Here is a 14,998-nt window from a genome sequence, read left to right on the forward strand (position 1 = left end):
CGTTCTTTACGCGGGTTCTTTCCGCAGGTTGTCTCCGCAGGCGCGCTCGCGAGGGCGTGCTCAGCGCCGCCGGCCGTCCGGAGGCGTTCCGGGCGCCTGGCCCGGGTGAGCGGGCGTCCTCAGCTCGAGCCGTCGACGAGGCGGCTCTTGCCCTGTGGGTGGAACGTCGAGCTCGGCGCGAACCCGGGCTGCACCTGGGCGAGCCAGTCGAACGAGCGCGGGATCTTGCGCGTCCACACCGACAGGCGGTGGCCGCCGCCCTGCGCGATGCGCGCCGTGACGTCGGTGGGCCGCTTCACCACGGTGAGGAACTCCTTGACGGAGGGGTAGCTCACCTTGTCGGCGTCGGAGGCGAACAGCCACAGCGACACGGGCACGGGGTTGGCCTTCTCCAGGGCGATGAGGTCGTAGCTGCGCGCCTGCGGCGAGTTGGGGGGAAACGGCGGGTGGCCGTCGAACTGGGGACGGAAGTAGCCCTGGTAGGCGACGGCGGCGCCGAACGTCGCGGGGTGCTTCATCGTCAACATCGAGGCGCACCATCCGCCGCGGGAGTACCCCCACGTCGCCCACGACCCGCGCCCGGGCGCGACGGCGAAGGTGTGTTTCACCCACGTCGGCAGCGTCGAGGCGAGCCACGTCTCGGTCTGCAGGCCGTGCGGGTTGTCGATGCACTCGGTGTCGTCGTCGGGGGTGCGGTTGAGCTGCGGCACGACGACGATGGGCGCGGCGATGCGGCGGTCGCTGACGGCCTTGTCGAGGCGCGCGTAGAAGTGGTCGAGCTTGCTGTACGACTCGGGGCTGCCCGGCAGCCCGTGCATCGCGACGATGACGGGGTGACGCGTCGCGGAGTGCGGGTCGTACCCCACGGGCAGCTGGACGTACACCTTGCGCGACGCGGTCGGGCGCCCGTCCGCGTTCTTCGGGCCCGGGATCTCGTACTTCTGCAGGCGCTGACCCGGCTGCGGCAGCGCGGGCAGGGCCTGCGGCGTCGTCGGCGCCGTCGGGGTGGCGCTCGCCGAGGGGGCCTGCTGATCGAGGGCCGGCGCCGGCGTCGGCGCGCCGTAGTGACGCGGTGTGTCCTCGGGCGAGTCGCCGAGCAGGTCACCCCAACTCGTGTAGAACGCGTACTCGTTGTTGAACAGGGCACCGACGAGCGCGAGCACGAGCGTCGTGAACAGTGCCGTCAGGCCGAGGCGCGACAGCGCCTGCATCCACGGCTTGCGCCCCCACGAGCGTCCCCGGACGATGACGAGGAGAACGAGCGCCGCGGCACAGCCGAGCACGATCGGTAGCCACGTCCCGTTCAACCCCATGGAGGAAGGGTAAGGACTCATCCGGGGAATTGCCCGTGAGCCACGCTGGGAGAACGCTCCGAATCGTGGTGTGCGTCACCTCGAGGGCGTCGACGCTCGATCGGGTGGGACGTCGGTTTCGCCCTCGGAGGTGGGGGTCGCGTCGGCGCCGCCCTCGGACGTGGCGGGCGCCGCGGTGATCCACCACGGCGTCGTCGTGCCGGGGCCGTCGCCGTACTGGGCGTCGAGTTCGGCGTCGGCGCGGCGGGCGCTCGCGCGGTCGGCGCGCATCCACTCGATGAAGACGGCTGCGAGCAGGGGCAGCCCGACACTTTCGGCGACGGCGAGCAGCGCTCCGCCGGCGAACTTCTGATCGAGCGAGGCGGACATGTCGCCGCGGTAGGTGGCGGCGGACGCGGCGAAGCCGGGGAAGTGCGGCATGAGCAGGTCGTGATGCGTCATGACGAGGATGCCGGGGATCGCGTCGAACAGGCCGTCGACGCAGGCGAGCAGGACGCGCACGCCGGGGCCGGCCCACGAGGGCAGCAGATCACCGGCGAGCAGGGGCAGCACGACGGTGACCCCGACGACCAGCAGGTGCACGGTGAGCACGATGCGCATCGGCGTGGAGTCGAGCGCGGCCTGGCCGTAGGGCGTGAAGAAGACGACGATGACGCTCACCATCGCGAGGATCGAGCTGACGAACGGGTACATGAGCGCCCGTCCGAGGCGGCCGCCGAGCATCCGACGCAGCGCCGTCGACCCCGTCGCGCCCTCGATGACGTCGACGGGGCGCGCGAGCGCGAAGCCGGTCGGGATGACGGCGACGAGCAGCGCGACCTGCAGCGCGAACACCCACATGAGTCGCGTCGACCACACCTCAACGGGGCCGCACAGCGTGTAGGCGAGGCCGCCGGCACCGAACGTCAGGAACCACGCGAGCCACGAGACGTTCGCTCGTCCGCGTCGGCGTGCGCGGATCCAGGCGGCGACGTAGCCGATCGTCACGACTGCGACGAAGAGGGTGCCCCATGAGCCCGGTCGCCAGTCGGTCAGCCATGACGAGGCATGAAGTTCGTTCACAGCGGGCATTGTGCGCGCGTCGGCTGGGAGGGCGGTGAACTCGCCTCGGCGGCGGTTTCGAACGCGCTCGCGTCTCCTCGGGATCGGGCAACTGCGCACTGCGGCCACGACGCACACGGCTGGGCCCGCATTCGGACGGGTACGGCGAAGGCCCCCATCGGCGAACCGATGAGGGCCTTGCTGACGCTGGTCGGGGTGACAGGATTTGAACTGTTCACTCGACAGATTTGCGCTTAGCTCTGATCTGCACCGTAGGCGTCTGACCTGCGGCGCTGTACACGCTAACGCGTGAGAGTCATGGGCACAAGAGGACACGGCGAACCACAAATTATGCCCGCGTTATGTCCAAATGTGTCCGCGGGCGGCCGCTGATGGCACGGGCCAAGGGCGACTTCGGGACGATCCGCAAGCGGTCGAACGGCCACTTCCAGGCCTACTACATGTTTCCTGATCATGCTTTCCATCGTGCGCCGTCGACGTTCCAGACCAAGGCGGACGCCGAGGGCTGGCTGGCTGCCGAGCGGCGGCTCATCCAGAACGACGAGTGGTCGCCGGCGAAGTCTCGACGGGCGAAGGTGAAGCGCACGACCGAGGCGTTCGCGCCGTACGCCGAGACCTGGCTCGAGCAGCGCGACATCAAGACCCGCACTCGAGCGCTGTACCGCAGCCAGCTCGACCGCTTCCTCCTGCCCGCTTTCGGCGAGATGTCCCTTCGGGACATCTCGCCCGCTGTCGTCCGCACCTGGCACAGCGGACTGGACCCCAAACACCCGACCCAGCGCGCGCATGTGTACTCCCTGTTGCGCACGATCCTCAACGAAGCGGTGCGCGACGACATCCTCGCGCGGAACCCGTGCGACATCCGAAGCGCCGGCGTCACGAAACGGCAGATCACGATCGACCCCGCCACTCCTGCGGAGATCAAGGCGCTCATGGCTGAGATGCCGCAGCGGTATCACGCGTTCGTTCTCGTCGCCGCGTGGTGTGGACTTCGGTTCGGCGAACTGTCCGAGTTGCGGCGCAGAGATATCGACCTCGCGAGCGGCGTAATCCATGTGCGTCGCGCAGTCGTCTGGGACGGCGGGGAGCCGATCGTCGGGCCGCCGAAGAACGGCCTTGGACGGAGCGTGACGATGCCGCCGCACATGGTTGAGCTCGTCGCTGCGCACATCGAGCAGTTTGCTGCGCGAGGGCCGGACGGTCTGCTGTTCCACGCGATCAAGGACCCCAATCGTCAGGTGGGCTCGAACACCGTTCGCCGCCACTGGATCAAGGCACGCAACGCTGTGGGCCGGTCGACCATGCGAGTCCATGACCTTCGGCACACCGGAGCCGTCCTGGCTGCGATGGCGGGCGCGACGGGCAAGGAGACCCAAGACCGTCTTGGTCACCTCAGCGCGGATGCAGCCAGCCGGTACCAGCACGTGGCGCGCGGGCGGGACGCCGAAATCGCGAAGAAGCTGTCGGAACTGGCTGGATACTGAGCCAGTCGGCGAGGCCGTCTCACGTGGCTCGTCTCACACGCGGCGAAATGACGCGGCTTGTGATTCAGGCGCGCGGGTCGCTGTGCCGCTTCGCACCTCGGAGTCCGTCAACCGGGAAGAACCCGTACCTGCCGTGCTCCTTGGCCGTGAAGACGATCTCTACCGTCTGGTCGTCCAGCGGCTCGGTCGGGTCGGTGTTCTCCATGACGATGACCTGACCTGTCGCCTGCCGCTGGATATCGCGATAGAACCCATCGACCACGTGTCGAGGCGGCTCGCCGTCGGCCAAAGGGTCTTGGTCCGGTGGCCGGTAGGTCAGCACCGGCGTGTCAAGCACCACGAAACCTGGGTGCGGAATTTCCCGGTCGGTGCAGTACTTCGCCAGGCTCAGCGTGAACGCAGCGTGAAGGATGGCACGAACGCCCTTACCGTGTGACGATCTCAGCTGGTCTCCTGCCACGACATCCTGCGACGACGCGTCGTAGCGCACATCGTTCGGCGTGGGGAATCCCCACGCTGCGAGGCGCTTTGCCAACTCGGCCGAGAACTCGCGCTGGGCCCGCAGGCTCACGCTCGCCGCAACAGCAGCCGTCTCAGCGGTGGACTCGTCCACGACGATGCGCTTCATCTTCTCAAGCGCCTCCACCTGGTCATACAGGCTCAAGAACCGCTCGATGGATGCCCGCTTGCCGACGAGATCCTTGAGCTCGCTGTTGTCCGAGGCCAGCGACTCCTCGAGTTCGACCAGGCTCGCCTCGAGTTCCTTGCGCGACGCGTCCGACCGCCTGGCGAGTTGTCGGAGTTCCTGACGCCGGTCGTTAACATCGGCAATTGTGGCTTGAAGGTCGTCAGCAAGTACACGAGTGCGGCGGGCCTGCTCATCGACCGCGGCACCGAAGCTAGTCGTGTCTCCCTCACAAGCGGTGTTCTTATGTTGGTTCGCGGGCTCGGCACCGCAGAAGACGCAGGTACCGGCCGTGAAGTAGCCGAGCAGCATGCCGGTCTCTCGCACCGTGGCGAGGCGGGCGAGGTCAGAGGCGTACCGCTCACTCAGGATGTCGAATCGGTTCTTGAGCGCGTTCGCGTCGCCCCACTCTGCCTCGTATGCGGCAAACTGCCTCTGCTGGTCACCAAGCTGTTTCGTCACGGTGGCACGGCGCTCAACCAGTTGGCTAACGGAGCCGCTCTGCTGGTCAATCGAGACGTTGAGCCTGGCTAGCTGGTCGCGCAGGTCAGAGGCCACAGGCGTATCGGATAGTTGCGCCTCAAGCTCACGGAGTAGCCGGTCAACAACGTCGACTTTGGCGTTGCTGAGCTTCGCCAACTCAGACTTCGACTCAACCGGAATCAGACTTGAGTCATCCTCGTCCTGAAGGAATACCTTCAGGACGGACATCTCCTTCGTCTTCGTAACGTAACTGCCGGTCAGCGCTGGCGGCACTTCGGCTTGCATCTGAGTCTCATCAACTACGCACAGGTGGGCGACGTTGCGAAAACTCAGGCTGTCCGTCTCGTTCCGCGCATTCTTGCGAACCTTGCGCCCGTCCAGCCCGATAGCGTTCAGCAGGTACCGAGAGACGTTTCCTAGCGCAACCGGGTTGTGCTTCGCCGCCAACGTGTCGTCTGGAACACCGAGCGGACCCTCGCGCACATCTGAGTAATAAACGCCGAAGTTGCCGCCGTCGACCGACCGGCTCAGGGTGACTACGGTCGTGTCCGGCAACTCAAGCCCAAGCAGCACCGTCGAGTAGTCCTCGCGTTCGGGAATCTCCTTTAGCGCGTTCGCGCCCAGCATGAAGTCGATGGCGTCGACGATGAACGACTTGCCGGTGTCCGACGGGCCACGCACGAGCGTCACTGCCGGGCCGAACGCGACGCTCGCGGGCTCTACGTTCTTACCGATGAAGGTCAGGTGAAGGAGTCTCAGCTGGAGCATTGTCAGTACAACTCTTCCTCGGCAACCCGCGTGAACTCTTCCGACCAGTGCTTCGCGACCGACGACAGCGCCGATCGGAGCGACTGCTCGTCAAGCGTGGCGAAATGGGCGACGACCCAAGCGGCGCGGGAGTGCAGCTGGCTCGCGTACTCCGTCTCCAGCAGGTTGGTGAATCCGTCCGCTGACTCGCTGGCCCAGAACTCGATACCGCCGTCACCCACGCCAGCCTGCGCGAGCCCGGCCCGAACCATGACCTCCAAGCCCGCCTCGATCGCCTCACGCTTGATGCCGAGTTCGCCGGCACGAATTGGGACGGCCGGATGAAGGCTTTCCGGACCCCCAAGATCGGCACTGTGCAGCAAGGAGTGGTCGAGAAGAACAAGCTGATTCAGGTCCAAGTGCTGCGGGAAGGCCTCCTGTAGCAACATCAGCACCCGCAGGCCGACATCGAGAGGGCTGTTGAGCGGCTTCACGACTGCTCCTTTGGGGTCCAGGTCAGGCGTTCGTCGTTGGCTAACTGGTGGCAGATGCCTCTCCGGGCCTGCGGAGCAGCCCACGACACCAAGGGATGCGAGCTCAAGTCGACCACCGTCGAGTGCTCAAGCACCGCCGTCAGACGCTTCATGCGCGAGTCGTGCTGCGCCGCGGCAGTCTCAATCACGCCGTCATAAACGTCATCCTGAAGTCTCTCGAAGGTGCCGTCGGGCACCGCGTCGCGCGCGTCCATCCGAACGGACTCGGCGGCGTAGAACGAATACCTCTGCCGTTTGAAATGCTCGCCGAATGTCGGGTGCCCCCCGAAGTTGTTCGCGTTGGAGAGGTCATCCGCGCAGCCCTCGGCATAGACCTTGCGCAACTCCGAGATGTAGGTGACTTCATGCTCTCCGAACTCATCTGGCGGCTCAGGGAACGGCGAGGGCGCCGGCAGGTGGGCACCGCCAAAGCGCGCCACGTAGTGCGGGGTCTTCTTGTGCGTGTCAAGGGCCTCGTGCAGTTCCACCGACCTAAACATCGAGAAGTCGGTCTCCTGCGCCAGGCCACGCACTCGGCCCAACGTCTCCGCGTCGATGCCCTTCACCAAGGACCGGCCGTCCGCCACTGCTTCGAGAAACCTCTTTCGCAGTTTCGACGGCTTGCTTAGCAACCGGTTCAGCGTGGTGCTGCAACCCTTCGGCGCGAGAAACCTGTATGTGTCGGGCATGACGTAGTCGCTGGCGACCACATGCAGGAAGACCTTGAGGATTTCCGGCCACGCGTCTGAGGGCCCAATCGGACCGGCGTAGTGCTTGCCTTGGAAGCAGTCCCACGGCCCTTCCAACTGTTGGTCGGACTTGAACCCGGCGACATCAATGCCTTCGTCGCCACCGCCGCCGAGCCGCTTGACCTGGACGTAGGTCTCGTCTAGGCCGAGGGCCCATTCCTTGATGAACTCCTCCCACTCGCCGCTGGAGTAGAAGAAGATGCGATGAGCAGGCGGAACCGGCGGTCCAGCGAGAATGAGCGGTGGGCAGGCTGCGGGCTCGGGTAGATCTGAGAGGACCACCCCTGCAGGCGAAGCCGACACCCCGTAGCACCCTTTCGTGTCATCAACCGTTGTCGGTTCAGCACTTTAGAGGAACGCGTGCCGCCGCGCGGGATGTTCGCGCCGATCGCCGCGCCCGACCGCAAGCTCGCGATCCTTTGTGGTCGCGTTTATCTGGGCGGTAGGACGTGTCCTAGGCCGATTCACGGCGTCCGGCCGCCTCAGCTACGCGGTCGGAACCAGAACCATGAGGCGATCCACGTCGGCAGGGTCAACCCGCAGAACACGTGGCCCGCTGCGGTAGGCGGGCAACTCCCCGACAGCGATTCGCTTGCGGAGGGTGCGGATGCTGAGGCCGGTCCGCTCGGCAGCGTCGGCGAGGGATTCGAACTGGCGGCGGGGCTTGAGAGTGTTCGTCATACGTTCCCGAAGGTCAGATCGCGCCGCTGGCGGTCAGACACGGGAACGAAGATCATGGAGTGGACTTGGACCGCCAGGAGGACACATGACGGGCCGCGCAAAATTGAGCCCGGTGCTCACGCCATGGCGGGCAGCCGTATCCCGTGCGAACAAGGTCGCCGCAGCGCGCGTCTACATCGCCGCCAGCGCGAAGAGCGGGCAATCGGTGCCCGACTGGATCAGGCGGATTGCTGACGGTCAGGAGTACTAGCCGCGCAGCTGTTCCTCCAAAGCCGTTGCTACTGCTTCGAACTCGGCCAGCGCGGCCATGAGGTCTTCGACAATCTCGCGAGCGATGATGTCCGGCGACGGCAGGTTGTCGAGGTCTTCGAGTGAGTCGTCCTTCAGCCAGGTGATGTCGAGGTTGGCCTTGTCGCGGGCGACGATCTCGTCGTACGTGAATGGCTTCCAGCGCTCGGACTCGACGCGCTCAGCCGCCGTGTACGCCTCAACGAACTCCTCGAGGTCCGCACGGCGCAGCGGGTTCTGCTTCAGTGTGAAGTGCTTGTTGGTGCGCAGGTCGTAGACCCAGAGCCGCTCAGTCCACGGTTGCCCGGGGCGGGCGACCTTCTTGTCGAAGAAGAGCACGTTGGCCTTCACGCCCTGGGCGTAGAAGATCCCGGTCGGTAGCCGCAGCATCGTGTGCAGGTCGAAGTCGGCGAGCAGCTTGCGGCGGCTCGTCTCGCCGGCGCCACCCTCGAAGAGCACGTTGTCAGGCAGCACCACCGCCGCGCGTCCGTTTGTGTCGAGGATCGTCGCGATGTGCTGGACGAAGTTGAGCTGCTTGTTGCTCGTGGTCGCGACGAAGTCCTGACGTTCGATCTCGCGATCCTCCCGGACCTCTCGGCCGTCGGCGCCGACCATCGTCACCGATGACTTGCGACCGAACGGCGGGTTGGAGAGCACGACCGACCAGCGTCGGCCCGGGTCGGCGATGAGTGAGTCGCGCACCTCGATCAGTGAGTCACCGTTCGAAGCGCCCATGCCATGGAGCAGGAGGTTCATCGCGGCCAATCGTGCTGTGCCGTCGACGAGTTCGTATCCCGAGGCGAACCCGTCGCGCAGGTGGTCGCGCTGCCTCGGTGTCATCGACTCGGCGCCGCGCGCAGCGTGGTCATGAGCCACCAGGAGGAAACCGCCGGTGCCGCACGCCGGGTCGACGACCGTGTCGGCGACGGTGGGCCGGATGACGTCGACGATCGCCTGGATCAGAGCCCGAGGGGTGAAGTACTGACCAGCCCCGGACCCCTTGTCCGACGCACCCTTGGACAGCAGTTCCTCGTACGCGTCGCCCTTGATGTCGGTGCCAGACTGCGACCAGTTCTCCTTGTCGATCAGGTCGACGACGAGCCTGCGCAGCTTCGCTGGGTCCTGGATGCGGTTCTGCGCCTTGCGGAAGATCGTGCCGATGACACCGTCCTCGCGGGCGAGGCCGACGAGGATGCGGGTGTACTCGAACTCGAGCTGGTCACCTTGGGCGTCGAGCAGCTTCTGCCACGAGTACTCCTCGGGCACGATCTGCTCCGGCCGCAGCTTCCGGGTGGCCCGCTCGTGCGCCATCTTTAGGAACAGAAGGTACGTCAGTTGCTCGGTGTATTCGATGACGCCGACGCCGTCGTCGCGCAGGACGTCGCAGTATGACCAGAGCTTGTCGACCAAGCGGCGCGAGTCAGTCATTGCTCTACTCCAGGAGGCGGACCTTCGGTGCGTCGGTGTAGATGCCGTCGCCGGCCAGCAGTGGCAGATCATATGAAATCGCCGTGGCTGCGACCCACGCATCGCCCATGTGTTGCTTGTCGGCGAGCGGATGGCCGCTGCACTTGCACGCGTCGCGCAAGGTCGCGAACGCGAGGACGGTTTCCGGCGTGACAGGCAGAGTCGGCGTCCTGCCGAAGTTGGCGTGGAGGTCGGCGATCTTGGCCGGACCCCAGCCTCGGGAGAGGGCGCCGAATCGTCTTTCCTGTCCGCAGCCGGTGCCGTTGTGCCCCACTTATGCCCGCGAGGGGCAAAGCAAAACCGGCCCTGACTGCGTTTCCGCAGGTCAGAGCCGGTTTTCTATCTGGTCGGGGTGACAGGATTTGAACCTGCGACCTCGTCGTCCCGAACGACGCGCGCTACCAAGCTGCGCCACACCCCGCGACTGTCGTCATTGTCGCCACCGAACACGTTCGGCAGCGACACCACACTGTACATGGGCGAATCGGAGCACGCGAATCCGCCATAGGCTACGGTGACGTAACCGGCATCACATCCAGATCGGCTCCCGCACCCGAGGTGATTCACGATGACCGCACAACTGCAGTCGCCGCACACGTCCCGCGTCGACACGGGCCCCACCGAAGTGGGTGAACGCCTCCTGCGCAGCGCCGAGATCAAGAGCTTCGACCCGCTCGTCGCCATCGACTGGGACGCGCCCCTGGACGCCGAAAAGCACGGCTTCTCGCCCGAGTGGAGCTCGCTGTTCGGCACCGACTACTGGAACGAGCTCACGCCCGAACAACAGGTGCGCCTCACGCGTCACGAGGCCGCCTCCGTCATGAGCATGGGCATCTGGTTCGAGATGGTGCTCCAGCAAATGATGCTGCGCGACCAGTTCCTCGGCCGCTACCACGACGCCGAGTTCCAGTGGACCCTCACCGAGATCGCCGACGAGTGCCGTCACTCGATCATGTTCGCGCGCGCCTCCGAGCGCATCACCGGCACCAGCTACTACCCACCCGCCCACGTGCAGCACCTCTCGCGCCTGCTCAGCCAGGTCGCGGGCGGCGAGTGGGCGTACGGCTCGATCCTCGTCGCCGAGGAGATCCTCGACGTCCTGCAGCGCGGCGTCATGGCCGACGAGCGCGTGCTGCCGCTCGTGCGCAAGGTCAACGAGATCCACGTGCTCGAGGAATCGCGCCATATGCACTTCGCACGCGAGGAGATGCGTGCGTCCCTGGCCAACGCGAGCGCCGCCCGACGTCGCGCGTCCGGCAACCTCATCGCCACCGTCGCGTACTTCATCGTCCGCTCCCTCATCAGCCCGCAGGCCTACGCCGACGCCGGCCTCGACCCGGCCCGCGCCGTCCGCGAAGCCAAGGCCAACACGCACTTCCACTCGATGCTGCGCTCGTCGTGCACCCACCTCGTCGACTTCCTCGACGAGTGCGGCCTCCTCACGCCGCGCGCCGTGCGCATCTACCAGCGCATCCACGTCATCTGAGGCGCCGTGCCCTTCGCCATCACGAACAGTTGCTGCACCGATGCCGCCTGCGTGCGCGTCTGCCCGGTCGGTTGCATCCACCCAGCGCCCGGTGAGCCGGGTTTCGGCACGAGCGAGATCCTTCACATCGACCCCGCCTCGTGCATCGACTGCGGGGCCTGCGCAGACGCCTGCCCGGTCGGTGCGATCTTCCCGGTCGACCGCCTCGGCGCGCACGACGCGATCTACGCCGACATCAATGCTGGCTACTACTCGGGTCCAAGCGGTTCCTCCGGCTCCGACGAGGCGCGCCCCGACCCGAGCGGCGCTGCTGCTCCGCAGCGACGTCACATCGCCGACGACCTCGACGTCGCCGTCGTCGGTACCGGCCCCGCCGGCATGTACACGGTCAACGAACTGCTCGCGCGCACCGAAGCGCGCATCACCCTCATCGACGAGCACCTCACGCCCGGCGGTCTCGTACGCAGCGGCGTCGCGCCGGACCACCCCCACACGAAGCAGATCGAGCGCGCCTTCGCCCTCGCGCTGCGCCACCCGCGCGTCGAATTCGTCGGCGGCGTTCGCCTCGGGCGCGACGTGACGCTCGCGGAACTCGGCGAGCAGTTCGCTGCCGTGTTCCTCGCCACGGGGGCGGGCGCCGCGCGCCGACTCGGCATCGACGGCGAGGACGCACCACGCGTCACGAGCGCGCTCGACGTCGTCCGGTGGAGCGGCGGCGTGCCGGGCTTCGACGCTTCACCGCTGGCGGAGGCGAACCTCGGCCGCGCGGTCGTCGTCGGCACCGGCAACGTCGGGCTCGACCTCGCGCGCCTGCTCACGCTCTCCCCCGACGAACTGGGCCGCACCGACGTCGCCGACCGCACCCTCGACTGGCTGCGCGTCCACCGGCTCGACGACGTCGTCCTGCTCGGACGCGGCGACGCGGCCCACGCGGCGTACACCGAAGCCGAGTTCCGAGCCCTGGACCGCATCCCCGGCCTCACAGTGCGCCTGGTCGACGCCGACGAACCGACTCCCTCGTTCGAACCACACGCCGGCGCACGGATCACCGTCGTGTTCGGCTCCCGCATCGAACAATTCGTCGACCACGGGGGGCACGTCGGCGTACGCGTGGAGCGCGTTGACGGTCCGGCGCAACTCGACGCGGACGTCGTCATCACGTCGCTCGGCTACGACGTGGACGCCGTGGGAGCGACGACGCTCGGGCTCCCTCACGACCCAGCCACCGGCGCCTACCGCCACGAGGGCGGGCGCGTGGTGACCACCGGTGCCGTGCGTGACGGCGCGGGCATCTACGTCACAGGCTGGGCGAAACGTGGAGCGCGCGGCGGCATCGGCGCGAACCGGCTGTGCGCCGCCGCAACCGTCCAGACGTTCGTCGACGACGTGGCGGGCGGCGTCATCGTCTCGCCGAAGCGCACCCGGGACACCCTGCGCGATGCGTTGCGCCTCAAGGGCATCTCGACGACCGACGCCCGCGGCGCCCGCGCCATCGACCGCGCCGAGCGCTCACGCGGTGAGGCCGCCGACCGTCCGCGCGTGAAGTTCGTGACGACCGACGAGCTCGCTCGCACGGCGGCCCGCGGGCGTCGCCTCAGCGTCCGCGGCCGTAGCGCTCGCGGGTGAACGACGCGAGGTCGCCCGCCAGACGCTCGAGCGTCGCTGCAGCGTGATGCCCGCGTTGCCACGCGGCGTGCAGACGCACCGTCAGGGCCCGCCCGTCGTCGTCATGGATGGCCAGTGGCACGAGCCCGAAGCGCGGGTCGTCGGTGAGCACGCAGACGCCGCGCGCGGATGCCGCGACGGCCTGCGCAACGACGGGTGAACCGAACTGCGCCGTCGGCTCCACGCCGAGCCCGGCTGCGTTCATCGAGGCGTCGAAGATGCGCCGCGCGTGGAAGCTGCGCTCGAGGAGCAACAGGTCGGCCTCGGCCAACTCCGTGAGGTCGACGCCTTCGCGAGAAGCCCACGGATGCGTCGGCGCCACGTACGCCCACAACCCCAGCTCGGCGACGATGCTCGAGGCGAAGTCCCGCGGCGGCGCGACAGGTGCGACGACGAGATCGGCCCCGCGTCGCAGTGTTTGGTAGATGCCGTCAACCTGCGCCTCGTCGATGCGTGGCAACGGCGCGTCCGCGCCCCACGTCGCCACCCACGGCGCCAGGACGTCATCACGTGTCGTGCCCGGCGCGACAAGGCGCACGTGCTGCAACCGACCGGCCGCCACTCCCCTGGCGGCAGTGCTGACGTCCTCCGCCTGCCGCAGGAGTCGGCGCGCCACGGGCAGCACGTCGCGCCCCGCGGAGGTGAGGCGCAGACGCCCGTCCTCGCGGTCGAAGAGCCGGATCTTCAGCTGCCGTTCGAGCTGTTGGATCTGCCGCGTCACGGCAGGCTGACCGACCCCCAGACGCTCCGCGCCGGCCGTCACCGTGCCGGCGTCGGCCACCTCGACGAAGCAACGCACCGCGCGCAGTTCCATGCCTTCACCTCACGCCGACGAACCCCTCGCAGGGTCATTCCAGATTGGAATGCCAATCATCGAAAACTGATATTGGACAGCATAGGTGCGAGCGGCGAGAGTTGGCCTCAGACCCTTGTGTCCACCACCGCGCACGACGGCGGTGGCACCAACCTTCGAGAGGAAGCCGACGATGACCACGTCCTCGCAGATCCCCCAGGAGCGCAAGCTCGTCACCTCGATCCCCGGCCCGAAGAGCCAGGAGCTGCACCAGCGCACGAAGGCTGCAGTCTCCGCGGGCGTCGGCATCGGCCTGCCGGTGTACGTCGAGCGCGCGGGCGGCGGCATCCTCGTCGACGTCGACGGCAACCAGCTCATCGACTTCGGCTCCGGCATCGCCGTCACGAGCGTCGGCAACTCGGCCCCGAAGGTCGTCGAGAAGGCCAAGAACCAGCTCGACGACTTCACGCACACCTGCTTCATGGTGACGCCGTACGAGGAGTACACGGCCGTCTGCGAGAAGCTCAACGAACTCACCCCCGGCGACCACGAGAAGCGTTCGACGCTGTTCAACTCGGGCGCCGAGGCCGTCGAGAACGCCATCAAGATCGCACGCCACCACACCGGGCGCACCGCCGTCGTCGCGTTCGACCACGCCTACCACGGCCGCACCAACCTGACGATGGCGCTCACGGCCAAGAACATGCCGTACAAGCAGGGCTTCGGCCCGTTCGCCTCGGACGTCTACCGCATGCCCATGGCCTACCCCTTCCGTTGGCCCGGCAACCCCGAGACGATCGTCGAGGACGCCTTCGAGGCATTCACCTCCGCCGTCCACGCTCAGGTCGGCGAGCAGAACGTCGCAGCCGTCATCATCGAGCCCATCCAGGGTGAGGGTGGCTTCATCGTGCCGCCCACCGGCTGGCTCGCGAAGATCGCCGAATGGTGCCGCGAGAACGGCATCGTCTTCATCGCCGACGAGGTGCAGAGCGGCTTCTGCCGCACCGGCGACTGGTTCGCGTGCGAGGCCGAGGGCGTCGTCCCCGACCTCATCACGACGGCCAAGGGCATCGCGGGCGGTCTGCCGCTCGCTGCCGTGACGGGCCGCGCCGAGATCATGGACGCCGTCCACGCCAGCGGCCTCGGTGGTACGTACGGCGGTAACCCCGTCGCCTGCGCCGGTGCGCTCGGCGCCATCGAGACCATGCAGAGCGAGAACCTGCCGGCGCGCGCCAAGGAGATCGAGAAGATCTTCCGCGAGCGCCTCGGCGAGATCGCGAAGAAGCACGACGTCATCGGCGACATCCGTGGCCGCGGCGCCATGATGGCCGTCGAGATCGTCAAGCCGGGCACGAAGGAGCCCGACGCCGACCTCACGAAGAAGGTCGCAGGCCTGTCGAACAGCGAGGGCGTCGTCACCCTGACAGCCGGCACGTACGGCAACGTCCTGCGCTTCCTTCCGCCGCTCGTCATCGACGACGCGCTGCTCGGCGAGGGCCTCGACATCATCGCGGCCTCGTTCGACTCCGCTCTCTCCTGACCCTTTTGTCGGACCTGCCCAC

General features: G+C 67.3%; 14 protein-coding genes and 1 tRNA gene. 5 read left to right on the forward strand and 10 right to left on the reverse strand.

The annotated features are described in order from the left end of the window. Positions 1 to 119: 119 nt before the first annotated feature. Complete coding sequence (locus tag IM689_RS07610) at positions 120 to 1,313, reverse strand: alpha/beta hydrolase (RefSeq protein WP_165357917.1); 1,194 nt, start codon at positions 1,311 to 1,313, stop codon at positions 120 to 122. Positions 1,314 to 1,388: 75 nt separating this feature from the next. Continuing rightward, a complete protein-coding gene (locus IM689_RS07615; RefSeq protein WP_165357916.1) occupies positions 1,389 to 2,375 on the reverse strand; it encodes a cytochrome c oxidase assembly protein in 987 nt (328 codons plus the stop codon). 371 nt (positions 2,376 to 2,746) lie between these two features. Here IM689_RS07615 and IM689_RS07620 point away from each other — a divergent pair, with 371 nt between their 5' ends. Then, positions 2,747 to 3,859: a tyrosine-type recombinase/integrase gene (locus IM689_RS07620; RefSeq protein WP_193643519.1), complete on the forward strand. Its 1,113-nt coding sequence runs from the start codon at positions 2,747 to 2,749 to the stop codon at positions 3,857 to 3,859. A 64-nt stretch (positions 3,860 to 3,923) separates the two neighbouring features. Here the strand turns inward: IM689_RS07620 and IM689_RS07625 are convergent, their stop codons facing one another. The 4 genes from IM689_RS07625 to IM689_RS07640 all read right to left on the reverse strand — a co-directional run bounded on the left by IM689_RS07625 (position 3,924) and on the right by IM689_RS07640 (position 7,737). After that, entirely contained in the window at positions 3,924 to 5,795 is a 1,872-nt protein-coding gene (locus tag IM689_RS07625; protein WP_129664855.1) for an SMC family protein, read from the reverse strand. 2 nt (positions 5,796 to 5,797) lie between these two features. Continuing rightward, positions 5,798 to 6,268: an ABC-three component system middle component 2 gene (locus IM689_RS07630; protein ID WP_129664853.1), complete on the reverse strand. Its 471-nt coding sequence runs from the start codon at positions 6,266 to 6,268 to the stop codon at positions 5,798 to 5,800. Beyond that, complete coding sequence (locus IM689_RS07635; RefSeq protein ID WP_129664851.1) at positions 6,265 to 7,338, reverse strand: ABC-three component system protein; 1,074 nt, start codon at positions 7,336 to 7,338, stop codon at positions 6,265 to 6,267. Before IM689_RS07635 ends, IM689_RS07630 begins: the two co-directional genes overlap by 4 nt. Before the next feature lie 204 nt (positions 7,339 to 7,542). Beyond that, positions 7,543 to 7,737: a helix-turn-helix transcriptional regulator gene (locus IM689_RS07640; protein ID WP_129664849.1), complete on the reverse strand. Its 195-nt coding sequence runs from the start codon at positions 7,735 to 7,737 to the stop codon at positions 7,543 to 7,545. Between the two features lie 85 nt (positions 7,738 to 7,822). Between IM689_RS07640 and IM689_RS07645 the strand changes: the two genes are divergently transcribed. Then, positions 7,823 to 7,987: a hypothetical protein gene (locus IM689_RS07645; RefSeq protein ID WP_165357915.1), complete on the forward strand. Its 165-nt coding sequence runs from the start codon at positions 7,823 to 7,825 to the stop codon at positions 7,985 to 7,987. Here IM689_RS07645 and IM689_RS07650 read toward each other — a convergent pair. From IM689_RS07650 to IM689_RS07660, 3 genes are all read right to left on the reverse strand, one after another. After that, positions 7,984 to 9,453: a class I SAM-dependent DNA methyltransferase gene (locus IM689_RS07650; protein WP_193643520.1), complete on the reverse strand. Its 1,470-nt coding sequence runs from the start codon at positions 9,451 to 9,453 to the stop codon at positions 7,984 to 7,986. The two genes, IM689_RS07645 and IM689_RS07650, sit on opposite strands and share 4 nt — an antisense overlap. Before the next feature lie 4 nt (positions 9,454 to 9,457). Next, the gene (locus IM689_RS07655; RefSeq protein WP_129664845.1) at positions 9,458 to 9,766 is read right to left on the reverse strand and encodes a PIN domain-containing protein; all 309 of its coding nucleotides are present in this window, start codon (positions 9,764 to 9,766) and stop codon (positions 9,458 to 9,460) included. A gap of 70 nt (positions 9,767 to 9,836) precedes the next feature. Continuing rightward, positions 9,837 to 9,913 (reverse strand) — tRNA-Pro (locus IM689_RS07660). A gap of 147 nt (positions 9,914 to 10,060) precedes the next feature. Here IM689_RS07660 and IM689_RS07665 point away from each other — a divergent pair. Continuing rightward, on the forward strand, positions 10,061 to 10,978 hold the full coding sequence (locus tag IM689_RS07665; RefSeq protein ID WP_129664843.1) for an AurF N-oxygenase family protein: 918 nt from the start codon (positions 10,061 to 10,063) through the stop codon (positions 10,976 to 10,978). Between the two features lie 6 nt (positions 10,979 to 10,984). Then, a complete protein-coding gene (locus IM689_RS07670) occupies positions 10,985 to 12,604 on the forward strand; it encodes an FAD-dependent oxidoreductase (RefSeq protein WP_129664841.1) in 1,620 nt (539 codons plus the stop codon). On the opposite strand, the gene IM689_RS07675 is transcribed toward IM689_RS07670, so the two are convergent. Continuing rightward, positions 12,573 to 13,457, reverse strand: a complete 885-nt coding sequence (locus IM689_RS07675; protein WP_129664839.1) for a LysR family transcriptional regulator — start codon at positions 13,455 to 13,457, stop codon at positions 12,573 to 12,575. The genes IM689_RS07670 and IM689_RS07675 overlap by 32 nt on opposite strands. Positions 13,458 to 13,629: 172 nt before the next feature. Here IM689_RS07675 and gabT point away from each other — a divergent pair, with 172 nt between their 5' ends. Beyond that, entirely contained in the window at positions 13,630 to 14,976 is a 1,347-nt protein-coding gene (gene gabT / locus IM689_RS07680) for a 4-aminobutyrate--2-oxoglutarate transaminase (RefSeq protein WP_129664837.1), read from the forward strand. Positions 14,977 to 14,998 lie beyond the last annotated feature (22 nt).

This window comes from Dermacoccus barathri (assembly GCF_015070805.1).
Classification (GTDB): Bacteria; Actinomycetota; Actinomycetes; order Actinomycetales; family Dermatophilaceae; genus Dermacoccus; species Dermacoccus abyssi.